This window comes from Anaerostipes caccae L1-92 (assembly GCF_014467075.1).
Taxonomy (GTDB): Bacteria; Bacillota; Clostridia; order Lachnospirales; family Lachnospiraceae; genus Anaerostipes; species Anaerostipes caccae.
In genome coordinates this window covers 1,290,017-1,314,189 of record NZ_AP023027.1, presented here as the reverse complement: position 1 = coordinate 1,314,189, position 24,173 = coordinate 1,290,017, and the positions used below count along the sequence as shown (strand labels likewise).

General features: G+C 43.6%; 23 protein-coding genes. 5 read left to right on the top strand and 18 right to left on the bottom strand.

All coding sequences use genetic code 11. The annotated features are described in order from the left end of the window. The first annotated feature begins 4 nt into the window (after window positions 1–4). Window positions 5–949 carry a phosphoglycerate dehydrogenase gene (locus tag ANCC_RS06435; RefSeq protein WP_006568885.1) on the top strand — a complete coding sequence of 315 codons (945 nt, stop codon included), beginning with the start codon at window positions 5–7 and terminating at the stop codon, window positions 947–949. Between the two features lie 117 nt (window positions 950–1,066). Here ANCC_RS06435 and ANCC_RS06430 read toward each other — a convergent pair whose 3' ends face one another. From ANCC_RS06430 to licT, 7 genes are all read right to left on the bottom strand, one after another. Then, window positions 1,067–3,172 (bottom strand): PTS sugar transporter subunit IIABC, encoded by a 2,106-nt coding sequence (locus ANCC_RS06430; RefSeq protein WP_006568884.1) that lies wholly within the window; start codon window positions 3,170–3,172, stop codon window positions 1,067–1,069. A 62-nt stretch (window positions 3,173–3,234) separates the two neighbouring features. After that, window positions 3,235–4,170, bottom strand: coding sequence for a type I phosphomannose isomerase catalytic subunit (locus ANCC_RS06425; protein ID WP_006568883.1), 936 nt, complete (start codon window positions 4,168–4,170; stop codon window positions 3,235–3,237). 20 nt (window positions 4,171–4,190) lie between these two features. Next, complete coding sequence (locus ANCC_RS06420; RefSeq protein ID WP_006568882.1) at window positions 4,191–4,562, bottom strand: DUF956 family protein; 372 nt, start codon at window positions 4,560–4,562, stop codon at window positions 4,191–4,193. A gap of 152 nt (window positions 4,563–4,714) precedes the next feature. Then, on the bottom strand, window positions 4,715–5,626 hold the full coding sequence (locus tag ANCC_RS06415) for a PTS system mannose/fructose/sorbose family transporter subunit IID (protein WP_006568881.1): 912 nt from the start codon (window positions 5,624–5,626) through the stop codon (window positions 4,715–4,717). An 18-nt stretch (window positions 5,627–5,644) separates the two neighbouring features. Next, window positions 5,645–6,445, bottom strand: a complete 801-nt coding sequence (locus ANCC_RS06410; protein WP_006568880.1) for a PTS mannose/fructose/sorbose transporter subunit IIC — start codon at window positions 6,443–6,445, stop codon at window positions 5,645–5,647. 35 nt (window positions 6,446–6,480) lie between these two features. Continuing rightward, window positions 6,481–7,467, bottom strand: coding sequence for a PTS sugar transporter subunit IIB (locus ANCC_RS06405; protein ID WP_006568879.1), 987 nt, complete (start codon window positions 7,465–7,467; stop codon window positions 6,481–6,483). 270 nt (window positions 7,468–7,737) lie between these two features. Beyond that, window positions 7,738–8,568 (bottom strand): BglG family transcription antiterminator LicT, encoded by an 831-nt coding sequence (gene licT / locus ANCC_RS06400; protein WP_006568878.1) that lies wholly within the window; start codon window positions 8,566–8,568, stop codon window positions 7,738–7,740. Between the two features lie 367 nt (window positions 8,569–8,935). Between licT and ANCC_RS06395 the strand changes: the two genes are divergently transcribed. Further along, window positions 8,936–9,751 carry a YihY/virulence factor BrkB family protein gene (locus ANCC_RS06395; protein WP_006568877.1) on the top strand — a complete coding sequence of 272 codons (816 nt, stop codon included), beginning with the start codon at window positions 8,936–8,938 and terminating at the stop codon, window positions 9,749–9,751. A gap of 65 nt (window positions 9,752–9,816) precedes the next feature. Here ANCC_RS06395 and ANCC_RS06390 read toward each other — a convergent pair whose 3' ends face one another. Continuing rightward, window positions 9,817–11,037 carry a 6-phosphofructokinase gene (locus tag ANCC_RS06390; RefSeq protein WP_006568876.1) on the bottom strand — a complete coding sequence of 407 codons (1,221 nt, stop codon included), beginning with the start codon at window positions 11,035–11,037 and terminating at the stop codon, window positions 9,817–9,819. Between the two features lie 112 nt (window positions 11,038–11,149). On the opposite strand from ANCC_RS06390, the gene ANCC_RS06385 reads away from it, so the two are divergent. After that, window positions 11,150–12,931 carry an aminopeptidase P family protein gene (locus ANCC_RS06385; RefSeq protein WP_006568875.1) on the top strand — a complete coding sequence of 594 codons (1,782 nt, stop codon included), beginning with the start codon at window positions 11,150–11,152 and terminating at the stop codon, window positions 12,929–12,931. Between the two features lie 67 nt (window positions 12,932–12,998). On the opposite strand, the gene ANCC_RS06380 is transcribed toward ANCC_RS06385, so the two are convergent. Beyond that, complete coding sequence (locus ANCC_RS06380; RefSeq protein ID WP_006568874.1) at window positions 12,999–13,925, bottom strand: AEC family transporter; 927 nt, start codon at window positions 13,923–13,925, stop codon at window positions 12,999–13,001. Between the two features lie 11 nt (window positions 13,926–13,936). After that, window positions 13,937–14,773, bottom strand: a complete 837-nt coding sequence (locus tag ANCC_RS06375; protein ID WP_022260854.1) for a substrate-binding periplasmic protein — start codon at window positions 14,771–14,773, stop codon at window positions 13,937–13,939. A 162-nt stretch (window positions 14,774–14,935) separates the two neighbouring features. Between ANCC_RS06375 and sigG the strand changes: the two genes are divergently transcribed. Continuing rightward, the gene (gene sigG, locus ANCC_RS06370) at window positions 14,936–15,712 is read left to right on the top strand and encodes an RNA polymerase sporulation sigma factor SigG (protein WP_009288745.1); all 777 of its coding nucleotides are present in this window, start codon (window positions 14,936–14,938) and stop codon (window positions 15,710–15,712) included. A 43-nt stretch (window positions 15,713–15,755) separates the two neighbouring features. Here the strand turns inward: sigG and ANCC_RS06365 are convergent, their stop codons facing one another. From ANCC_RS06365 to ANCC_RS06350, 4 genes are all read right to left on the bottom strand, one after another. Further along, window positions 15,756–16,625 carry an AraC family transcriptional regulator gene (locus ANCC_RS06365; protein WP_006568870.1) on the bottom strand — a complete coding sequence of 290 codons (870 nt, stop codon included), beginning with the start codon at window positions 16,623–16,625 and terminating at the stop codon, window positions 15,756–15,758. Between the two features lie 174 nt (window positions 16,626–16,799). Beyond that, a complete protein-coding gene (locus ANCC_RS06360) occupies window positions 16,800–17,738 on the bottom strand; it encodes a hypothetical protein (protein ID WP_182483051.1) in 939 nt (312 codons plus the stop codon). Window positions 17,739–17,882: 144 nt separating this feature from the next. Continuing rightward, window positions 17,883–18,830 (bottom strand): magnesium transporter CorA family protein, encoded by a 948-nt coding sequence (locus tag ANCC_RS06355; RefSeq protein ID WP_009288749.1) that lies wholly within the window; start codon window positions 18,828–18,830, stop codon window positions 17,883–17,885. A 59-nt stretch (window positions 18,831–18,889) separates the two neighbouring features. Then, window positions 18,890–19,861 carry a Gfo/Idh/MocA family protein gene (locus ANCC_RS06350; protein WP_006568867.1) on the bottom strand — a complete coding sequence of 324 codons (972 nt, stop codon included), beginning with the start codon at window positions 19,859–19,861 and terminating at the stop codon, window positions 18,890–18,892. A gap of 140 nt (window positions 19,862–20,001) precedes the next feature. On the opposite strand from ANCC_RS06350, the gene ANCC_RS06345 reads away from it, so the two are divergent. Then, window positions 20,002–20,343 (top strand): DNA-directed RNA polymerase subunit delta, encoded by a 342-nt coding sequence (locus tag ANCC_RS06345; RefSeq protein WP_233458252.1) that lies wholly within the window; start codon window positions 20,002–20,004, stop codon window positions 20,341–20,343. Between the two features lie 46 nt (window positions 20,344–20,389). Here the strand turns inward: ANCC_RS06345 and ANCC_RS06340 are convergent, their stop codons facing one another. From ANCC_RS06340 to ANCC_RS06325, 4 genes are all read right to left on the bottom strand, one after another. After that, window positions 20,390–20,881 (bottom strand): GNAT family N-acetyltransferase, encoded by a 492-nt coding sequence (locus ANCC_RS06340; RefSeq protein ID WP_006568865.1) that lies wholly within the window; start codon window positions 20,879–20,881, stop codon window positions 20,390–20,392. A 19-nt stretch (window positions 20,882–20,900) separates the two neighbouring features. Next, window positions 20,901–22,442 carry a fibronectin type III domain-containing protein gene (locus ANCC_RS06335; RefSeq protein ID WP_006568864.1) on the bottom strand — a complete coding sequence of 514 codons (1,542 nt, stop codon included), beginning with the start codon at window positions 22,440–22,442 and terminating at the stop codon, window positions 20,901–20,903. 70 nt (window positions 22,443–22,512) lie between these two features. Then, window positions 22,513–23,400 (bottom strand): Hsp33 family molecular chaperone HslO, encoded by an 888-nt coding sequence (gene hslO / locus ANCC_RS06330; RefSeq protein WP_006568863.1) that lies wholly within the window; start codon window positions 23,398–23,400, stop codon window positions 22,513–22,515. Continuing rightward, window positions 23,397–24,161, bottom strand: coding sequence for a class I SAM-dependent DNA methyltransferase (locus ANCC_RS06325; protein ID WP_006568862.1), 765 nt, complete (start codon window positions 24,159–24,161; stop codon window positions 23,397–23,399). Before ANCC_RS06325 ends, hslO begins: the two co-directional genes overlap by 4 nt. Window positions 24,162–24,173: the final 12 nt, after the last annotated feature.

Genomic DNA, 24,173 nt, shown 5'->3' with positions numbered 1-24,173 from the left:
GCATATGAAAACGATTCTAGTAACACCGAGAGGATACGCAAAATACGGCAGTAAAGCAGGAAAACGTTTAGAAGTACTTGGCTATGAAATGGACGTCAATCATACAGGCAGACCACTTCCAAAAGACGTGTTTGCAGAAAAAGCAAAGCGGGCGTCCGGGATCATCGCGGGCGTTGACGAACTGAATGAAGAGCTCCTCCGGAAATGCAGGCACCTAAAAGCCATTGTGAAATTCGGGGTTGGGACCGATAATATTGATCTTTCTGTCTGTGAAGAACTAGGGATTAAAGTCGGCCGCTGCATTGGAACGAATTCCAATGCAGTCGCCGAACTCACCATCGGAATGATGTTTGCAGCGGCAAGGCATATTGTGAGCAATGCTATGAATGTCAAAAGTCACGGCTGGGACAAACCAACAGGACTGGAACTCTTTCATAAGAAAATTGGTATTATCGGGTTTGGTAATATCGGAAAACATGTCGCGAGAATAGCAAACGGGATCGGAATGGAAGTTCTGATCTATGATATGTTTGATGCTGCCCAAGATGTACTGGCTGAATACAACGCAAAGCAAACATCTGTGAATCATATCCTGAAAGAATGTGATTTTATATCCATCCACGTGCCGCTTACTGAAAATACAAAAGACATGATCTCAACCAAAGAGTTTAAAATGATGAAGGACACGGCTGTCTTAATAAATGCAGCCCGGGGCGGAATTGTAAACGAATACGCTCTTTACAAAGCTTTAAAAAACAAGGAGATCTACGCCTGTGCATCCGACGTCTTCACCACAGAACCTCCCCATAGGGAACCGTGGGTCGATGAGCTGATCAAGATGGATCACTTTATCCAAACTGCCCACATCGCATCCCGTTCAGTAGAGTCTGAGATCAATACCGTAAATACAGCAACGAATATAATGATCCAGCTTTTGCAGGATCCATGATCCATATCTCCCTCAATATATTATATATTTATGGCACTTGATGACTTTGTGATAAAGAACGATCCAGACAAAAGATCTTCTTGCGGCCATCCGTTGGAAGATCTTTTTCACTTATTCCTATTTTTTTAATGTAAGCACTTTTGTTCCGGCGTCCAATTCCCCGGTGTTCTCTATGGTAATGCTTGTATACTCTTCACTATTGCTCACCACCACAGGTGTTGTGACAAAAAAGCCCTCCTGCTTGATCTTTTCAAGATCAAACTCAGCGATCCGGTCCCCTTTTCTCACTTTCATGCCTGACTCCACCTTCACATGATAATATTTCCCGGCAAGTTTGACTGTATCAATTCCCATATGAACCAGGACCTCAGCCCCGCCCCCAGACGTGATGCATATAGCGTGCTTCGTGTTAAATACCGTAGTGACTGTACCGTCCACAGGTGAAATCACATTTCCGTCAGAAGGTCTTACGGCAAACCCCTGTCCGAGCATCCCTTCTGCAAAGACCTCATCTTCCACTTCATCCAGTTCTACTGCTTCTCCATTGACCGGCATACAGACAGTTTCCGCTGCCACCTCCGGCATCTCTTCTGCCACAGGGGCTCTCGGTGCTTCTGCTGCCCTGTCCGACAAGCTGCTGGCCAGATAATCTTCCAGATTTGATTTTATAACAGTGACCATCGGCCCATAGATAATCTGAACCCCGTCTCCTTTTTTTACAATGCCCCGTGATCCGCTTTTTTGCAGCATCCTGTCATTCACTTTTGAAGGGTCGGCAATGGTACATCTTAGCCGTGTCACACAGCAGTCCACGTCTTTGATGTTTTCCTTCCCTCCCAGCCCCGCGGCAATGAGCGCTGATAGATCAGAACCGTCGGTTTCTTCTCCTTCTTTCTGATGTTCTGCAGCCATGTCGGCTCTAGTGTATAGTTTTATTTCCTTGTCTTCCTTTTCACGTCCAGGGGTTTTTAAATCCAGCTTCCTGATCAAAAAACTGAACATAAAGTAGTATACAGTGAAATATATGAGGCCTACCGGAATAAACATCAGCCAGTTTGTTTTTGCCTGTCCCTGCAGAACTCCAAACAAGAACATATCAATAATGCCGCCCGAAAATGTCAGGCCGACACAGACATTCAGGATATGCATCAGCATATAAGCCGCTCCTGCAAACACGCAGTGAATCACATACAGTCCAGGTGCCACAAATAAAAAAGTAAATTCCAAAGGCTCCGTAATCCCTGTCAGCATAGATGTGAGGGCTGCGGATATCAGAAGGCCGCCCACGGCTTTCCTCTTTTCCGGTTCCGCACACCTGTACATAGCAAATGCAGCTCCAGGCAGGCCAAAGATCATCAGAGGAAACTTACCTGTCATAAATCTTGTGGCGGAAACCGCAAAATGGGTTGTCCCCGGATCGGCCAGCTGTGCGAAGAAGATATTTTGAGCACCGTCGATCATCCTTCCTCCGATTTCCATCGTTCCTCCAAGAGAAGTCTGCCAGAAGGGCAGATAAAATACATGGTGCAGTCCAAACGGAATGAGCGCACGCTCCATAACGCCATAGATAAAGGTGCCGAAATAACCCGATGCACTCACAAGTCCCCCTGCCGCATACATGACATCCTGGATCGGCGGCCAGATAAAATACATAATGATCCCGACAAATACGAATACAACCGTACTGATTACCGGCACAAATCTTGTTCCGCCAAAAAAAGACAAGGCTTCCGGAAGCCTGATCTTATAAAATTTGTTATGCAGCGCCGCTACGCCAAGACCCACAATAATTCCTCCGAAAACTCCCATCTGAAGAGAGGTGATCCCCAGAACAGAAGTCGTTGCACCCTCACGCATGGCTGCCGCTCCGCCGTTGATCGAGATCATAGCCGATATCGCCGTATGCATAATAAAAAATGCAATAGCACCGGCCAGTGCCGCAACCTCCTTTTCAGCCCTTGCCATCCCAACCGCAACACCAATGGCAAAAATCAGCGGTAAGTTTCCGAAAACGGCATTCCCACAGTCACCGCATACTTTCAGGACCGCATACGGAATCGTATCCGGCCCCATGACTCCAAGCAGTCCATAGGCGCTCAGCATGGTTTCATTTGTCAGAGATTGTCCGATCCCCAGCAGCAGCCCGGCCACAGGCAGAATTGCGATCGGAAGCATGAAGGAACGTCCCACACGCTGCAAAACACCGAATAACTTGTCTTTCATATTCTCCCTCCTAAAAACCTCATATCAAAGACATATCTGAACTTACCTGCAGCTTAAGCCATTTACAGAGCTGCTATCATAACATCCATCGTTCCATCGAATATCGTTTCTTTTTGATCTGAACAAATAAGAAAATGATCACCTTTTATGACATCATTCCCTCCAATGGTTCCTTTTCCTTCAATCACACTCACCATTTGGAACGGCACACAGTTTTCTACCGTATTTTTTCCGTTTATTCGGTAACAGTCTACTTTAAAGAAATCACTTTCCACATATCGTACTTTTGTTCCGTTTTCCAGCAAAATCTCATCGAAAGATTTATTGCCGCTGATCTGCGCAGGTACATTGGTAACATCAATGGACTGCTGTACGTGCAGCTGTCTTTCATTTCCATCCTTATCTTTCCGGTGATAATCATAAACACGGTAGGTAATGTCGGAAGACTGCTGAGCCTCGTAGATCAGTGACCCGCTGCAGATAGCATGCAGAGTTCCTGATGGAATGTAGAAGAAATCTCCCTCCTGAATCTCAAAGGAATTTAAAAGGTTCTCATAATCATCTTCTTCGATCGCTTTCACAAATTCCTCTTTGGTCTTGGCATGATGACCCATGACCATCTTCGTACCCTCGTCTGCCTGGAGCACATACCAGCATTCCGTTTTTCCCAGAGAGTCCTCGTGGTCCTTTGCATATTCGTCATTCGGATGTACCTGAACTGACAAGTCATCTTTTGCGTCGATGATCTTCACCAGCAGCGGGAATTCATTTCCTTCGATATTGCCGAACAATTCTCTGTGATTTTCAAACAGCCAGGATAAGGTCTTTCCCGCAAATTCACTGTTTTCAATGGTACAGTCCCCGTTTTTATGGGCAGAGATTGCCCAGCATTCTCCCGTGTGATCGCTGGGGATATCGTATCCGTACACATCTCTGAGTTTATGTCCGCCCCAGATCATCTCTTTAAACACCGGTTTAATTTTTAGAATATGTCCCATAATCTTATCCCTCCTAAGACTTATTTGTTAAACTTGGCTTTTAACTTCTTTTTGATCACTCCAAAAAAGCTTAAAGAGCGGACCATATGGTCAGGTGCAACATACCTGCTGACCGCACGCAGTACTTTCTTCGGCTCTTTTGAGGCAAAAGAATAAGTTCCGTTTTCTTTTGTCTGGATCGCATAGCGCGGAATGTGTTTTCCCTTAAACATGACTGAGGCAATCACGTAATCAACTTCTTTCCATGGAATCTGAATATAATCATTTACATTCCGGTCATTGTAAAATTCAAATCCTTTATCGCCGATCATGATCTTTCCATAACTGTTCAGGCCGTGATAAGAAGTTCCGCTGATTACCAAATCTACTTTTGTGTTTATTGACTGAGCCATAACAACTCTCCATTTCTAATTTATTCTTAAACAGTATCTAAAACATTATATCACGATATGGTTCAGTAAACAAAGCAGGCAGACCTGCTTTATTTCTCAGGCTCCTCAAAGAATAAAAAAAGTTCGGATTGCTCCGAACTTTTTTCATTAGCTTATAACAATCCGATAAGGTGTCCGCCAATACCAACTAAGAATAATGCGATGATAATAATGATTGGTGAAACATTCTTTTTCAGCAGCCACATACAGAATAATGTTAATAATAATGGAACTAATCCAGGAATCAAAGAATCCAGGTTGTTCTGTAAAGTTGTGATCTTGGTCGGGGTCAGTGACAGGCCTGATGCATACTGCTCAAATGCCTGCTGGATTCCCTTTGCTCCCTCAGGAAGTTTTCCCCAGTCAATGTAGGCTCCGTCACTCAGAGATACCTTTGATACAACGGGCTGGAAACTGATGGATACCCACCGCTGAACCAGCGAGCCGAGGATAAACATACCGAGAATGGACGCACCCTTCGTGACTTTCTGCAGCAGTCCTCCGGAAAGGTCCTCTGTGATCTTTGCGCCGGCTTTGTATCCGAATTCCTGTGTGTACCACATGAATCCCCAACGGATCACATTCCACAGTACGAAGAATAAGATTGGTCCCATGATGTTTCCTGTCATCGCAAGAGATGCTCCGAGAGCTCCAAGGATCGGACGAACGGTGAACCAGAATACCGGATCTCCGACACCGGCCAGAGGCCCCATCATACCGACTTTAACACCCTGGATCGCTGCGTCATCGACCTCTGCTCCGTTTGCACGTTCTTCTTCCAGCGCCAGTGTAACACCGATAACCGGAGAAGCAACATACGGATGCGTGTTAAAGAATTCCAAGTGACGTTTTAACGCCGCTGAGCGTTCTTCTTCTGTCTTATACAACTTTTTGATTGCCGGGATAATTGAAAATGCCCAGCCACCATTCTGCATACGTTCATAGTTCCAAGAACCCTGAAGGAAGGTAGAGCGCAATGCAACGGACAATCGTTCCTTCTTACTTAATGTAATTTTTTCTGCCATTTTTCATACCTCCTTCAATTAATAATTATTCAGAATATCGCCGAGCGGATCACCTGTATTGCTTCCTCCGCCGTTAGAAGAACCGCCGCTCTCAGACAGTGTAAGGTAAATCAATGCCAGAGATACACCGATAGCTCCCAATGCGATCAATGTCAGATCTGAAAGTGCAGCAACACAGAAACCGATTGCAAAGAACGGCCAAACTTCTTTTGTTGCCATCATGTTGATAACCATCGCATAACCAACGGCTACAACCATTCCACCGCCGATTGCCATACCATCTGTCAGCCATGCCGGCATAGATGTAAGGAAATTCTGCACGGTTGTCGCAGGAATGAACAGAAGCGCTCCTGCCGGAATTGCAATACGGAGTCCCTGCATAGCAATCGCGATGATGTGCCAAATTTCAACACCTTTGAAATTTGCTTTTTCAGCAGCTGCGTCCATACGGTGAACACATGCCACAGAAAGTGTACGTACAACCATTGTTAAGAATAAACCTGCAACTGCCAAAGGAATCGCAACTGCGATGGCAGTGCTGACACCAGCGGTGCCCTGTCCTCCAAGGACTAAGATGATAGCGGAAGCTACAGAAGCTAACGCGGCATCCGGTGCAACAGCGGCACCGATGTTTGCCCATCCCAAAGCGATCATCTGTAATGTACCGCCCAAAATAATACCTGCTTCTAACTGACCGGTCACAAGTCCAATTAATGTACACGCAACCAGCGGCTGATGGAACTGAAATTCATCCAGAACTCCTTCCATACCAGCTAGAAAGGCAACTATAATAACTAATACGATTGAAATTGCTGACATTATAATTCCTCCTCTATTTTCTGAATGTGTGAAGCCTAAGATAACTCGGCTTCTGCTTTTTTAATGATCTCATCCATGTTTTCTTTGGAATCGCTCGGCACCTTGCGGACATCAAAGCCGATTCCATGTTCCTTTAATTTTGCAAACGTCTTGAGGTCTTCTTTTCCGAGAGATACAACTTTGCTCACGGCTACTTTTCCGACAGAATGAGCCATGGAGCCGATGTTGAGCTCCTTGATGTCCACTCCGCCTTCGATGGCACGCAGAGCATCCTGAGGTGTCTCAAAAAGCAGCAGTGCTTTTGTGTTTCCAAAGCGCGGGTCTTTTGAGACCTCAATCATTTTGTCCACAGGAACAACATTTGCGCGTACTCCCGGAGGCGCAGCCTCCTGAATCAGTTTTTTACGCAGATCGTCATGAGCCACTGAATCGGATACGACGATAATCCTGTTCGGCTGTGTTGTCTTTGTCCATGCAGTTGCCACCTGTCCGTGAAGCAGACGGGAATCAATGCGGGCAAGCACAAATTTGATGTGTCCGTCCCCTAATACGGTTCCTTCCGGGATCGCTCCCTGAGGCTGTGCTTCTGCCTGCTGTCCGGCTGCCGGCTCCTCCTTCGGTTCCAGAGACTCCGGATAGATGCGCACCCCTTCTTTTCCGCTTCCTGCGATCTGGACTGCAACTTCGTGAGCTGTCTCCATCGTCATGCGTGAGCCGTAGGCATCGATCAGCATCGGCAAATTTAAGCCGGCTACAATCGCCCATTTGTCCTCATGCTCTGATACAAGTCCGTTTGCCTGATTGAATGGAGTTCCTCCCCAAAGATCGACTAAGAATAATACTTCGTCCTGACTTTCAAAAGAAGCGATTGCGTCTTCCATCTTCTTTCTGATGTCATTTGGCCCTTCGCTCGGCTGCAGTGTAACAGCTGCCACATCGGGCTGGTCACCGAAGATCATGGACCCGGACTGCATAATACCATCTGCGAATCCGCCATGCGTAGCAAGAATAATTCCTACCATTTAAACATTCCTCCTTTTCTAGTTATCCTTCGGAATCTTTATTCTTTTATATTAACCAAGAACTCAGGTCCCTATTTATAAAATCCCCCGCTGGGGGTGATTTCCGTAAAACACGAAAGAAATAAAAAAACCCGACTCAAACACCGGATCTTTTCAATCCACACACCTCAGCATATATTGCGAAACATATGGATTCAAAAATCCTTCGGTTTGAATCAGGTTTAGCCTGCATTACCAGTAACAATCCTTATTCTAAATCAATATGAACTTTTATCTTGTAATCACTCTTTTGATATGAACGGTGAGATACATCATCTCCTCATCCGTTATATCATGATTGCACGTATTTTTTATATAAATTCTGATCTTTTCCACACAGTCCAGACATTCCTGATACTTGTTCCGGATAATCTCCTGGAACTCTGTGTCGTCACTCTCCACTTCATTGCCTGTAAAGATTCTCTGTGCAAAAAACTTCAAATGTGTGATAAATCTTTCGTAAAAAACAGATTCTTTATCCATCTGGTCAGGAAAACACTCGTCTACGATCTTTAAGATATGCTGTGTGAGCTTGGTCATGGAAACCATCTCTGTCATATCCAGATCCAGTTCTGCATTGACAATATGCAGTGCGATAAACGCCGCTTCATCCTGCGGCAGAGTAACCTTTAACTTCCGCTCAATCATGCGGATGGCGGCCTGCCCGATCAGATATTCCTGATAGTAGAACTTTTTGATTTCCCATAAAAATGGATTCTGGAAGGGAACACCCATCTCTACCCGTTCAATGGCAAAATTAATATGGTCTGTGAGAGAAATATAAATATTGTCATTGATATTCTTTTGCAAAGTGTCTTTTGCATATTGAATAATTTCATTACATATTTCCAATCGTTCAATGGGGATGTCTGCTACCATCTGCTGAAAGCGATGTGTCATTCCATGGTCTTTCATTATGTAAGTCTTCTCGACTTTATCTGAGTCGATCACATCTCCGGGATGTCTCTGAAAGCCCAGTCCTCTTCCCATTAGTACCACTTCACGATGGCTGTTATCTTCTGAAATTACAATATTATTATTTATAATTCTTGTAATTTGCACAGTTCCACTCCGTATTGTAAAATATTAAGTTAAGAAAAAAAATAAACCACACCTATCGAAATCTATCTGTATAAATCCCATAAGTTGGTTTAGCCTGCATTACCAGTAACAATCCTTCTTTCTTATTCCCTTAACTTATTTCCAATTTTATCAAAGTGTACCCTCTATGTCAACCACTTTCTTTATAATTTGTTTATAAATTTTTAAGATTTATTCTATGAGAAAACAAATCTTTCTCTCCTGCTGTCCCGGTATTCCTGTGGTATCCAGCTTTTTCTTGAGTATTTCAAATGCTTATGATAGAATATATAAACTATTTGTATAAAACAAAATTTTGCTATATCAATATGATCTGAGAGGTATTTATATGTTAAAGTTAATCGCCCTTCTGAATTCGGTGATCGCGAAAGCTCAGAAGGATCATATCACTGCCTTTTCTGCTCAGGCAGCATTCTTTACGGTGCTTTCTTTTTTCCCGTTCCTGATCGTTGTGCTGAGCCTGATGCGCTTTGTTCCCGTGACGCCGAAAGACCTGATCGGCCTTGTGAACTACTATCTGCCGGAACAGTACAGCGTCAGTCTGGTTGCCGTCATCAACTCCTTATATGGAAAAATCACGACAACCTACATGTCATTCACGATCATCACCCTGCTGTGGTCCGCATCAAAAGGAATCCTTTCCATGATGACCGGACTGAACACGATCCACGAGATCCCGGAAAAACGGAATTATTTTGTACTCCGGTTTATCTCCACTATGTATATTGCGTTTATCGCGGTAGCGGTCCTGATCGGAATCATTGTGCTCTTATTCGGAAACACACTGCTGAACCAGCTGTATCAGTTTTACCCGTTTCTGTCCAACCAGCATATTATATTTTTGCTGATCCGTTTCGGCATTGCATTTTTTATATTTTTTCTGGTATTTTTTATCATGTACCGTTTTCTTCCAAGCGAACATTTTAAAGCCAGACAAGTGATGCCGGGAGTGATATTCAGCTCTGCGGGATGGATCATTTTGTCCTCACTGTTTTCTATCTATTTTGATAACTTTAAATTTTTCAGCATTATGTACGGGGGTCTTACCGGTATTCTGCTTACCCTGTTCTGGCTGTATTTCTGTATGATGATCCTGTTCATCGGAGCCGAGCTAAACCAATATATTATGAAAAACCATAAATAACAGAAACGTAAAGAGGAACTTTTCCGGATTGGTACAGAAAAGTTCCTCTTTTTTATTTGAATGATTTAAAGAATAAAATGTTCCGGAACCCCGTCTTTATACGGAATCCGCACTTCCCCCTGAATCAAAGGCCTTAAATAGTCCACCATCTCCTGCGTGATATCATGTCCGTTTTCTGTGATCCACTCAAGAGGCACTGTCTTTTCAACATTTGCAATCTTGGACAGATCAGCCAGTACGATCTCAACCTGATAGTTATCTCCCGGCATCCGTTTTAAAGCGGACATCTTACCGCTCTCACCCCGGATGGCGCTGACAGCGGCAAAGGCCCCCAGATTTCTGGATTCGATGATGTCGGTTTCACTCAGCATATATCCGGCGCAGCGCTGAAGAATATTGAGTTCCACAGAGCGGACCTTGCAGCTGATCTTGTCCGTGATCACCTGTTCCAGGTATTTTCCAATGCCCGACAGGTATTTATGTCCGAAAGCATCTTCTTTCCCGGACTTCATTTCTTCTCCAACGTAATTTCCCCGGGCGTCCTTTAATCCTTCGCTGACCGCGATGATAATGTTATTCTCCCGCTCCAGCGCTTCCTTTACATCCTCCACAAAACGCTCCGTATCAAATGCTCTCTCACACAGGTAGATCAGCTGGGGCACATGTCTCGCTTCATTTCTTGCAAGGGCCGCACTGGCCGTCAGCCATCCCGCATTCCGTCCCATGACTTCCACAACCGTCACGGACGGAATATCATAGACATAACAGTCGCACGCAATCTCTGTAAAAGCGGTGGCAATAAATTTGGCCGCAGAGCCAAATCCCGGACAATGGTCTGTCTCTCCGAGATCGTTGTCGATGGTCTTCGGAGCTCCCATGATCTTGATATCATCCACTCCGTGTTCCCGGCAGTATACGGAAAGCTTATAGACAGTATCCATAGAATCGTTTCCGCCGGTATAAATAAAATATCCGATATTATTTTTTCTCAGGATCCGGATGATCTCCTCAAACTCTCTCTTGTCTTCTTCCGGATTTTTCAGTTTCCAGCGGCAGGACCCCAGCGCTGCTGCAGGTGTCACGGCCAGCAGATCCCTTGTCTCGGGGCTTCTGCATATGTCATCCAGCATTACAAAATTTTCGTTTAATACTCCTTTGATCCCATTCAGCGCACCGTATACATGTTCTACCCGGCTGCTCGCAAGTCCTGCGTCGATCACGCCGGTGATGGTTGCATTGATCGCCGCCGACGGTCCTCCTGACTGTGCCACTAGCATGTTTTTCATCTTTGATGTCCTCCTCATTCAGCTGCAAAATTTCTGCACATATTCTAAAATTCTATTTTTCATTATATCGTGTTATAATAAAAATCACAACAATAAAAGGAGGCTCTGAATTATGACTACACCACTGACAAAGCTCCAAAAATCTATGATTGAAAAAAACATTGCGTATTACTTGATTCCCAGTGAAGATCCCCACCAGTCCGAATACGTGGACGCTCACTATAAGTGCCGCCAGTTCATCTCCGGATTCACCGGATCATCCGGAGCAGTCCTGGCAGAACAGACCGAAAGCCGGCTCTGGACGGACGGGAGATATTTTACCCAGGCCGAAGCACAGATCGATTCTGAGCAGATGAAGCTGATGAAGATGGGTGTTGCCGGCGTTCCGACGATCCTTGAATATCTCACAGAGCATCTCAGTGAAGGAGATGTCCTCGGCTTAAACGGCCGTATGATCAATACCTCTTATGGAAAAAAGCTGGCCAGGCTGGCTGCTTCAAAAAAAGCAGTCCTTGAGACAGATCATACTCTCGCAGAGGATCTCTGGACTGGCCGTCCGGCTGCCGCAGCATCCCCGATTTTTATCCATGAAGATATTTACGCCGGGGAATCTGTGCCGTCGAAGCTCAAAAGAATCCGCAGCTGCATGGAGACAGTTTCCGCAGAGGCTCATTTTATCGCCTCTCTGCCGGATATCGCATGGATCTTCAATCTGCGCGGCAATGACATGCCCTGCACGCCTCTGTTTTACAGCTATGCATGGATCACACAGGAAAACTGCTGCCTGTTTGTGAGGGAAACCTGTCTTTCGGAAGAAGTCAGTCGCCGTCTCGAACAGGATAAAATAACGATTCTGCCCTATGGACAGATTGATTCTTTCTTGGCAAAACAGAAGGGAAGCGTACTGATAGATCCCGATACCGTAAACTACAAACTCTGCCAGGAGCTCGAAAAAAACCAGATTATTTTTGGTGAGAATCCTTCTTCCGGCATGAAAGCGGTGAAAAACGAGACACAGATCAGCGGGCTTAAAGAATGTCACTTATCTGACGGCATTGCCATGACAAAGTTCATGTTCTGGCTGAAGCAGAACATCGGTTCCGTTCCTATGACGGAGCGTTCTGTCCAGGACCGTCTGGAAGAGGAGCGCAGAAAACAGCCTCTGTATCAGGGCCCGAGCTTTGATACCATCTGTGCCTATAAAGATCACGCGGCTATGATGCACTACTGTTCCACCGAACAGTCCGATGTCTGCCTGAAACCGGAAGGACTGCTTCTGATCGACTCGGGCGGCCAGTATCTGACCGGGACGACGGATGTCACCCGAACTTTTATCTTAGGTGATATCTCCGAAGAAGAAAGACGGCACTTTACCCTTGTATTAAAAAGTATGCTTTCCCTCTCCGATGCTAAATTTCTTCTTGGATGCCGGGGAAGCAGCCTGGACATTCTGGCCAGAGGCCCGCTCTGGGAAGAAGGAATCGACTACCGGTGCGGAACCGGACACGGCGTCGGACATTTTCTCGGAGTCCACGAAGGCCCCAACGCCTTTCGCTGGCAGGTCAGAGACAATCAGCTGGATGCTGTCCTGATGCCCGGTATGGTCACAACCGACGAACCTGGAGTGTATATACCAGGAAAATATGGCATCCGTACAGAAAACATGCTCCTGTGCAAAAAACAGCGGCAGAATGAATACGGCAGCTTTTTAGAATTCGAGCACCTGACGTTGGTGCCTATTGATATGGACGGTGTCGATGAGGCGCTTCTCAATGATAAAGAAATCCGTCTCCTCTATGCCTATCACCAGCTTGTCTTCGACAGTCTCTCTCCTCATCTCACCGATGAAGAGGCCGGCTGGCTGTATCATTTTCTGAGAATCCAAAACAGCTGAATTTTATGTGAAATACAAAAATCCCATGGTTCTTTCCGCGGAAAGAACCATGGGATTTTCTGTCTTATTATAAGAAAAATTTTTCTCCGAGAGAGATCATGAGCGGCAGCGTGGCAACCGCTGCAATCGTGGAAACTGCAAATAATTCTGCCGCGTAGCCCACATCCTTCTTAAACTTCACCGCAAACATGGTCGTGATCGCCGCAGTCGATGCAGATGAAGCAAGCAGCGACAATATTTTAAGATCCTTGGATACCGGCACGACGAGAAGGATCAAAAACATGACCATTGGCATAAGAAGAAGCCTCAGTGCCGTCATGACATAAATCCTCGGTCTTGTCAGTGTCTTCAAAAGATTTGTCTGCGCAATGGCAGTTCCGGATATGATCATCGCCAGGGGTGTATTCATATCAGCGATGGCTTTCAGCGGATTGTAGATCAGAACAGGAAATTTAATCTGAAACAGGTAACAGAAAAGTCCTGCGAATGTTGCAATCATAACAGGTGCTTTGAATATTTCTTTGACTGATCCCCGGTTAAATGTCCCCTGCATGCTGGCAGCTCCGTGAGACCAGATAAACAGATTCTGTGCGGCAATAAATGCTGTTATGTATATAACCCCCTTCGGACCCAGCACCGCCTGGGCCAGAGGTATCCCCATAAAACCGCAGTTCGGGTACACAATGCTGAACCGTTCCAGAACTGTCCGGTCATTATCCTTTCCGCGGATCAGCAGAAAGGACAAAACGATCGCTGCCGCATGTACCGCAATTCCTAAAATAAAGGTAACCAGAATTCCATGGAATATGTCTGCATCAAACTCAATCTGAAAAGAAGTGAGCACTACAAATGGAATGACTAAGAAAAGGGTGATATTGGAAAGATCTGTGCTTCCCCGTTCGGTTATGAGGCCCGCCTTATAGGCGGCTGCCCCCACAGCCATCATACAAAACATCATGACGATCTGTCCAAATACAATTGAAACAATATTCATGAATTCCCCTCTTAATCTTCGTCTTCCGATCCAATCCACTCGTTCTTAATGGTCTGGTAGGTGCCCTCTGTATTCAATACCTGAAGCGTTACATTAAACTTTCCGACGGAAGGATCTTTCTTTCGGAACATGATCCCATAGTTGCTCTCTGCTGAGTTAAGCTTTTCATCTAGAGCAGAGATTTTGTCCCCTTTATAATTTGCCATGAAATAATCAACACCTGTTGCATCATAAACCGTAGCATCGATCTTTCCTTTTTCAAGATCTTTGAATACCTTGTCCATAGATGGATAAACCTTAATCTTATTCTCCTCAGAAAGGTTGGTCTGTGCATATTCTGCGTTGGAGGTTCCCTCCTCTACCCCTATAGTTTTTCCTTCCAGTTCTTTTCTGTCTGTTATGTTTTTATCTGTATTGACCATAACTTTTAATGTATTTTCAAAATAGACATCCGAAAACTGAAACTCCTTTTGGCGGCTGTCCGTAATACAGATACCGGAGATAGCAAGGTCGATCTTCTTCTCCCTGAGCAGGTCCGTAAGCTCCCTCATCGGAGCGACGCGAAGCTTGTACTCAAAGCCCAGATACTCGCTGATCCCCTTGATCAGATCGATGTCAAAACCTTTCATCTCCTTGGTTTTTTCATCTCTGACAGAAAACGGCGCCATACCGTCGGACACGCCGATGATCAGCTGTTTTCCCTTCATGGAATCTTTGACTTCTGATGCTGTTATGTTTTCTTTCCTGACATTTTTATCTCCTGTCTTTTCCTTGTCCCAGGGAAAATTGCAGCCCCCCAAACAAAAAACAAGACATATCATCATACAAATTAGCAGTAATTTTTTCATGATATGATTCCTCATTTCTATATTTTCTTCTTACTCATAATATCATTGGTAAATATGGGTGTCAAACGGTCTGGCAATTTTTTCATCGTATAAATCCATTTTGATTGGTGAATGATTTTAATATATCGTTCGCAAGAACAATTTACAAATGGAGGAATTATCATGGCACTTAATAAAGTTGAAATCTGCGGAGTCAATACTGCTTCTCTTCCTTTACTCACCAATGAAGAAAAAGAAGAACTGTTCATAAGGATCGAACAGGGTGACCAGGAAGCAAGGGAACAATACATCAAGGGCAATTTAAGGTTAGTTTTAAGTGTCATTCAACGTTTTTCCGGCAGCAATGAGAATGCCGACGACCTGTTTCAAGTTGGATGTATCGGGCTTATGAAAGCCATCGACAATTTTGACCGCTCCCTGAACGTTAAATTTTCTACCTATGCGGTTCCGATGATCATCGGAGAAGTACGGCGTTACCTGCGGGATAATAATTCCATGAGAGTCAGCCGTTCACTCAGGGATATTGCCTACAAAGCCATCACAGCAAAGGAGGCTCTGACCAAAAAATTCAACAAAGAACCGACCATCGAGGCCATCGCAGAAGAGATTGAGATGAAAAAAGAGGATGTCTTATTTGCCCTGGATGCCATCGCAACACCTCTTTCACTCTACGAACCAGTCTATCAGGACGGCGGAGATACTCTGTTTTTGATGGATCAGGTAAAAGATAAAAAAAACAAAGAAGAATTGTGGGTTGAATCTATCGCATTAAAAGATGCTATGGAACATCTTCCTGAAAGGGAATATAACATTATAAGGCTTCGCTTTTTTGACGGCAAGACCCAGACAGAAGTAGCCGATGAGATTAGTATTTCACAGGCTCAGGTCAGCCGCCTGGAAAAAAATGCTCTGAAACATATGAAGCACTATCTGGATTAAAACAGCACAGGGACATTTCTAACTCAAAGAAATGTCCCATATCTTATAGTACCGGAACCCAAAACTGAATCTCACTCTCTCCCTTTTCATCAGTCTCTTCTCCGTATTTGGCAAAATCATAACGGCTGTGTTCATTCAGCCTGCAGGTCGAATACGGAAACCACTGCCGGTAAATATAATCCACAACAGGCTCAAGACTGTCCTCGTTTTTTCCTCTGAGAGTAAAAACAGCATACCTGCCGGAAGGCAGTTCAAAACTTTTCATATTCTTGGGGATCCGCTCCGGCAGACTAACCTGCGCCGCCGCAATATAATGAAAAACCGGGCTTGTGTGTTCAAGTTTGAATTGAGAATAATCATTTACTCCTATGAGGAACCTTTGATCTGTCCGGTTTCCAATCTTATCTTTATTTTTATGCAGTAACTTCCAGCACTTTCCGATGACTTTAAAGCCCTTTTCAGTTCTTCCGTCATAACCAACAAGATATAATTTATCCTCTTCTGCCATTTTTACATCTAGCATCTTATCTCCCCTCAGCTCCCTTCGGTTTCTGACATCATATTTCATCTGAAGCGGAAGAAAATCATTTCGCTTTCTGTAAAAGCTGGGTGTGCACCGGAACATAGATTTAAAGCTCCTTGAAAAAGAACGCTGGGTGTCGTAGCCAGAGCACAGTGCGATATCTGTCAGGGGTTTTGCTGTAAATACAAGCATCCGTGCCGCCTCCGTCAGCCTGCGGCGCAGGATATACCTGTGAATGGGAATGCCCACAACAAACGTAAACATTCTGTGCAGATGATATTTGGAATACCCGATTTCCCCTGTAATCCTGTCCAGGCTCAAGTTTTCCTCGGTGAGATGCTCCTCTATATAATCCACTGCCCGGCCGATCATTTGTAAATTATTATCCATATAACTACCTCCTGATGTTAGAATAACAAAATGTGGATTATTATAATTCACATATCTTGCGGACTGTTAAAATAATTATTCATTTATTTTACGAATAAAATCACACATGATAATCTTGAGTAAAACTAGTACCTCAATAGACATAGACTGACCGGAAAATATAAAATTATACTTTTAGTCTTTATATTCATACTTCATTATATTTTCGTTATAGTAAAATTTTTTATTATTGATGAAAAATTCATTTATTAACAAATATCTCTCATCCTCAATTTCAAAAATAATACGTGCAAAGTACTTCTTCATAGGAAGTACCTCCTTTTTATAATCAGATAAATTAATCTTGTAAGTTCTGGATTCTTCTTTCTGTTTTGTCTCTTTATCAAATTTACGTTTGTCTGTTTGATAAAACCCTGATGTTCTAAAATTTCTCACCTTCTGTTCTGCTACTTTAATCTTATCACCTGTTAGTATCTGCAGTCTAACATGTTTTATTTTTTCATTAGATCTTGTATTAATCTTTACTTTTCCATCTGAACCAAATCTCGTTTCAATTGTTATGTGTGGAGCAGGGCTAAGTATCCCTATTGCAAAAGAACAGAAAACAAAAAACGTGAGAATGTACAAACCGAAATGTTTACATATCTCTTTTATTTTTATTTCACTCAATATCCGTCTAAATATAACAATACATACTATTGAAACTATACCTATTGTCAACAAAACCAAACCATTATAAATACTTTTTTCTATTATGAAAACAGCAACAAAACAAAAAAAAGTGGATAAAATCAAAGTCAGAATTGAACCTATGATTACCATATGATACATTTGATCTTCCCACTCATTTAATGGCAACTTAAATACATGAATATTATCCAGTTGTACTAAATATAGAAATATATACAAAACCAAATAAAAGATAGTTGATATTAGTCCAGAATAAAATATAAAGAGCGGAGAAAATTCTATCAGGCTACCTGCTACATCGTTAGTAAAAAAATCTGCCTGTTCTTGTGTTACTTTCCCCGTCATTTTAAAACATAACCAAAAAACAGGAACTAGTCCTATTAAAAAAAACACACGCTCTTTTCTATTAACTTTACTTTCCAAACCATTATCTCCTCTAAAATTAATTTTCCCAAACCTGAAAAGGGCCATCTACTATAGATGTCCCCTTTTTAATATATAAAGCAGTTATCTTCTGTTTTCAGTAAAAAAGCTTTTCCGGTTTTACTACAAATATTACGAAATAACTCACAGTAAATTTTTCTTCTTCAAAATCAGCACCGCGATCACACAGACAGCCACAGAAAACGCACTCACGATGAAGAACCCCATCGGGCTTCCCGAAAACGGCATTCCTGCGGGATTCAGGTTCATCCCATAAAGCCCTGAGATCATTGTCGGCAGTTCCAGCACAATCGTGATGGCAGCCAGAAACTTCATGACCTGGTTTAGATTGTTGTCGATGATGGAACCAAACAGCGACATGGTACTTCTTAAGATATTATGATAAATATAGGTCATCTCCATCGCCTGCTTATTCTCGATAATAACATCTTCCAGCAGTTCCTGGTCTTCTTCGTAGTGTTTAAGTCCTATATGCTTTCTGAGTTTCTCCAGCACCACCTCATTTGACTTCAGGGAAGTGGTAAAATACACAAGACATTTCTCTAAATCGTAAAGCTGGATCAGGTCCTTGTTCCTGGATGTCTCATGCAGAATCTCTTCCACCTGGTTGGCTCTTTTATCGATCATTCTCAGATAAACCAAAAACAGAGCCGCATTGTTATAAAGAATCTGATATACAAATCTAGTCTTCATATATGTATAGAAATTCGGCACCAGCCCGTCCGTAAACTGCTTCAAAATATTGGTCTCTTCCAGGCAGACCGTAAACACGACCTTTTCCGTGATAAAGATGCCAAGAGGAATCGTCTCATAAAGCCGCTTCCCCTCTTCTGCACGTACTACCGGGATATTGGCCAGTATCATCGTATAATTATCTTCATGTTCCAGACGAGAACGTTCTTCCTCATCCAGAGGCGCCCTCAGATCGTCCAGATCGATCTGGTATTTTTCTGCCACCATCTGAAGTTCTGCTCCGTTCGGATCCGTCATCATGACCCAGGATTCGCGTTCAATCTCGGTAATCTCTCTTAATTCTTTTGATCCCTCATAAGTTTTAAATATCCTGATCATGATTCCCCTCCTTTTGACAATACTATCATTATAGCAATTGAAAAAGGAAACGGCAACCATTATTCAAATGGATACTTCATTCCCCACTGTGTTCTCACACTGCTCAGAATTTTCATGACATCTCTTGAAATCTCCAGATTGTTATCGGAAAACGTACCGCTGACGGTTCCTTCCATGGCTTCTACCTCATATACTAAAGCGTCTTCTGTCCTGCCCGCCTCAATGGTTTCTGTAACGCCTGTCTCTGTATTTGTGATCGTTGCCTTTGAAGCCCTCGGATACTCGTATACTTCGATATATCCTTTATCTCCTGTGACAACACCCCTCTTCGGCTGTTTTGCACGAATGGTAAGGCAGATCACCGCCATCTGGTCAGACTCGTTTTTCAGAATGATACCGGACTGTTCATCCACACCAGTCTCTACATACTGTACTGTGGTAAGGATCGTATTCGGCGCCTCGTCCATAAACGTTCTTGCAAATGTCGTGGCATACCCTCCGATATCGAGAAGTGCTCCTCCGGCTGCTTCCAGTGCAAAAAATCGGTTCGTAGAATCATATCCTTTGTTGCTTCCGAAGTTTACCTGCACCATCTTTACGGTTCCAATGTCTCCTTTGTCAATTCTGTCCTTCAGCTCTTTAAACAGCGGCATATGGCTGATGGTCATGGCTTCCCTTACTGTCAGATTCTTCTCTTCCGCCAGGGAAACGATCTCCTCCAGCTGATGGTCATTGACTGTGATCGCTTTCTCACATAAAATATGTTTCCCGGCCCCAATCGCTTTTTTCATATTCTCATAGTGCTGGCTGTGTGGAGTTGCAATATAGATCACATCAATGTTTTCATCCTCAAGCATTTCTTCATATGATCCGTAGACATTTTCGACGCCGTATTTTTCCGCAAATGCTTCTGTCTTAGTCTGTGTCCGGCTGCTGACCCCGTAGACCTTTCTTCCCATTTTTTCAAATGCCTGCGCCATCTCGTTGGCTATAACCCCGCATCCTAAAATACCCCATTTTAAATCGCTCATCTGATTCTCCTTCCTGAAGTGAAATCATATTTCTTATCTAAATTTTATCACGAAACTTTATTTTGTCAAGCATTGCGTTGCTTTTTCCAATTTTTCATATTACAATGATTATACCAGAAATGAGAAAGGAGCACGACACTATGGGTAAAAAATTGAAAAAATTTCTGAAAGTTGTGACTGCCATCATCTCCATCGGCGGAATTGTATATATCGCCAGAGACCAGATCAAAGCAATCATAGACAAGCTGAAAGAATTAAAGGATCAGGAAAAGGATGAAGATCTCGATGACTGGGATCCGGATGCATTTGACGATGACGATGTTTTCCCGGATTCAGCGGAAGACAGCCGTGATTACTTCTCCATCCACATCACGGACGAAGAAGAAATGAAAGAAGAAACATCTGAGGAAGAGACTCCTTCCGAGGACAACGTTTCCAACGAGGATAAGACTTCTGACACACCAGAAGAAGATGATAAATAAAAGAACTCCTATGCTGATTTTATCGGCATAGGAGTTCTTTAGTTTCTTATAAATCAAGCTGGAGGATGTAGTCATCCATGATAAATCCGTTTCCGATATCAGTTTTTACGGAATCAACCTCTGCAAAGCCTTTCGCTTTGTAAATATCCAGACTGTTCTGATTATATTTGTTGCAGGTAAGATAAATGGCTTTTTTATCCATCTTCTCTGCAAACTCTATGGCCTTTCTTAATAGAATGCTGGAAAGCCCTTTTCCGCGGCTCTTCTTGTGCAGATACAGTTTACTCAGAAACAGACGGTTCCCATCCGGCTTCACGCCGCAGAACCCCACTAACTTTCCTTCGTCATATCCAAGAAAATAGGTATAGTGTTCTTCATCAATCGCCTTTTTTAATGCCTGGTAGCTCTGGAACTTCTCTACCATATAGTCGATCTGTTCCTTTGAGATAATAGATACAAAATATTCGTGCCAGATCTCAGAGGCCAATTCCGCCAGTGTCTGCACTTGTTCTTCTGTCTCACACACTTTAATTTCCATGTTGTCACCCGTCCTGTTTTTATTTTATCTTTACTTTCTTTGCCTTGGAATAGCTTCCAAAATATTTTTTGCCGTTGATCGTCTTATAAGCTCTCACCTTTACGTAGTAAGTCTTTTTTCTCTTCAGTTTCTTGCTTTTATAAGACACTTTTTTGCCGCTGGTATACTGTTTGACTCTCTTGTACTTTCCTTTTTTCCCGGTTCTTATGTAAATTCTGTATCCGCTGGCCCCGGAAATCTTTTTATATTTAATCTTCAGCCGCCGTCCGCTTCTTTTTACCGTAACTCTCGGTTTCGCCGGCCTTGTCCCGGATTTTAACGGCGCAGAGTATGATCCGTAGTATCTGTCACCGAACACATCGCTGTACGCCCGCACTTTATAATAATAAGTCTTACCGGATTTCAGTTTCTTATTTGTGTATGAGGCTGTTTTTGAAGAAAGCTGTTTTAAGTACTTATAACCGGAGTTTTTCTTTGTGGAACGGTAAATCCTGTATCCGGACACGCCGTTTAATTTGTTCCATGAAACTTTGATGGAGGATGTCTTGCTGGAAGACATCTTTGTCTTGATTGTTCCCAAAGGTTTCAGGGATACATTATAAGACAGAGGTATCGTTGAGATCTGTCCCCCTTCGATACAGCCGCCGTGAGAGTCAAGAGTCACTCCCGGCACCGGGTTTCCATTGGCATCGTACGCATCATTATATACGATCAGAAGTTCTGACAGCATGAATGCGATGCGCTTATTTTTAATATCAAAGCTGCCTGTCGTGGCAGCATCCGCAAAGTCCCTTTTTAAATTACTTTTCGCTGTTAAATTCAGAGTGTTGGTTCCTCCGACTTTATTGCCCGAACTTGAACCGTAATATTCATATTTGCCGTTAGAAAACGTGAAATAGCCGTTCGGATCAAGAGTAAATTTGAGTACAGGGGCTGTTCCTGCATTTTTGTATGTCACCCTTAATGTTTTTTTGCTCTGGCAGTAATCAATGGTCCCTATGCTCTTTACTGTTCCGAATCCAAAAAAATAAGCATACTCTCCGCTCCACTGGGATACTGAAATGTCGTGTTCATCCCGGTATCCGGCTGTATCATAGGAAAACGGAATTCTTTTGACAACATCGTTGCCTTCTTTTAGCAAAATTGCAGTCCTGTTAAGACAAGGTTCTGTCTTCTTATCTGCAAAATTTATTTTAAGACTCACTTTGCTTTGTGCCCTCAGTTGTTTTGAAGAGAGCACAAGATCTATATCGTTTGTGCAGCTGTCCTCCTCCAATACTGCTCTGAGATCTGTATAATTCTGATTCCCTGAATTTTCAAGAACCATCACTTTATCTGACGGCATCACAATGGTCTGGTCCAGATTTCTTCCCTTTGAAGAAAGTGCATAGCATTCTTCCTCATTGGGAGCTTCCCCTGCTTTATACTTTTCACCGCTATAACTTTTTACAGTAATTTTTTCATCCAGATTTGGATAGGTCTCTGCCGCCTTTACCTCGCTGATCTGCGGTATGATGAAACACGCTGTCAGCAGTACTGTGATCAGTCTTTTAATCTTCATCTTTCACCCTCCTTTCCTCATATAATATCATTTTCCGACAAAAAAAGCCACGGTCTCCCATGGCTTTTCTTTATCTTCCGGCTTCGGTTTTTTCTGCCATCTGTTTCAGCTCATCCACACTAAATGTGTAATGTGTATTGCAGAAATGACAGTTTACTTCTATATCTTTACCGTCTTTGATCATATCATTAATCTCATCTTTTCCCACGCTGATAACCGCTTTTTCCACCCGCTCCTTGGAACAGTTACAGGAAAACTTTGTCGGCACAGTCTCATAAAACTTGACTCCGAACTCACCCAGCAGTTCATTCATTATGTCTTCCGGAGTTTTCCCCTCCTCCAGATGCGATGTGACAGACTCAAATTCTGCAATCTTTTTCTCCAGAGCAGAGATCACTTCCTCAGACGCATACGGCATCATCTGAATAATAAAGCCCCCGGCATGCCGGACGGTGTTATCCTTATTCATTAAAACGCCAAGCGCCACAGAAGTCGGTATCTGCTCACTCGCGGCAAAGTAGTAGGTCAGGTCCTCTGCGATCTCCCCTGATACAAGATGGGTCTGTCCAGAATACGGTTCTTTCATGCCGATATCTTTTATAACCGTCAGCACCCCTAAGTCCAGGGCCTTTCCTACATCGAGCTTTCCTTCTTTGCTCGGCGGCAGCATCACATCCGGATGTACCGCATATCCCTTTACATTTGCTTTTGAATCAGCAGTCACCGTAAGACCTCCGATAGGACCGCTGCACTTGATTTGAAGCGTGATCAAATCCTGTTCATTCTTGCACATACTCCCCATCATAGCCCCGGCGGTCAGAAGGCGGCCCAGGGCAGCCGTGGCCACCGGGCTTGTATTATGCCTCTGTCTGGCCTCCTCCACAACATCTTTCGTATAGGCAGCGAAAAAACGCACCTGATCGTCTGCCGCCGTACCTCTTACAATATAATCTTTCATTTGTCCACCTCATGATTTATCGTTGAAATAAAATACAGCCGTTCACTCTCTGTCTCCGGCTCTTTTAAAGTATCTGCATCCACGACTTCCCGGATCTCAAACCCGGCCAGGCGCAGTGCCTCCTTTATCTCTTCTGTCTCATATGCCCTCTGAAAATGCACTTCCTCAAACTTCTGATAGAGCCCCGACTCCATCCGGATAAACAGTGTCAGGTCATATTCATTGATGCCGTCTTCCTGATCATAGAAATTCTGCCAGATAAAACTGCACTCCTCCCGGTCTTCCGCAAACGTATTTTCAGCAAGCAGTGTTTTATATTTAAAAAGCGTGTTCATGTCAAACAAAAAGACCCCGTCTTCTTTAAGGTTCTCCCGCACACGCACAAATACCTGTATCAGATCTTCCGGCTCTAATATATAATTGAGGCTGTCACAGGTCGATATGACTGCATCCGCAGGATGCAGAAGATCCAGTTCCCTCATATCCTGACAGATATAGAAAATTTCAGAATTCCCGGAACCGGCAGCAATCTCAAGCATTTCCGGAGAAATGTCCATCCCGGTCATCCGGTACCCAAAACCATCCAGCAGATTCGTCATCCTGCCGGTGCCGCAGCCCAGGTCCAGGACATCTGCTCCGTCCTTAACTTTGTATTTTCTCAGATACTGCCTGATATTTTCTCCCCACAGTCTGTAAGGGGTCTGATCCATAAATTCATCATAAACCTGCGCAAAACTCTGATAGCTTGAAAACTCATCCATTTTCTCCTACTC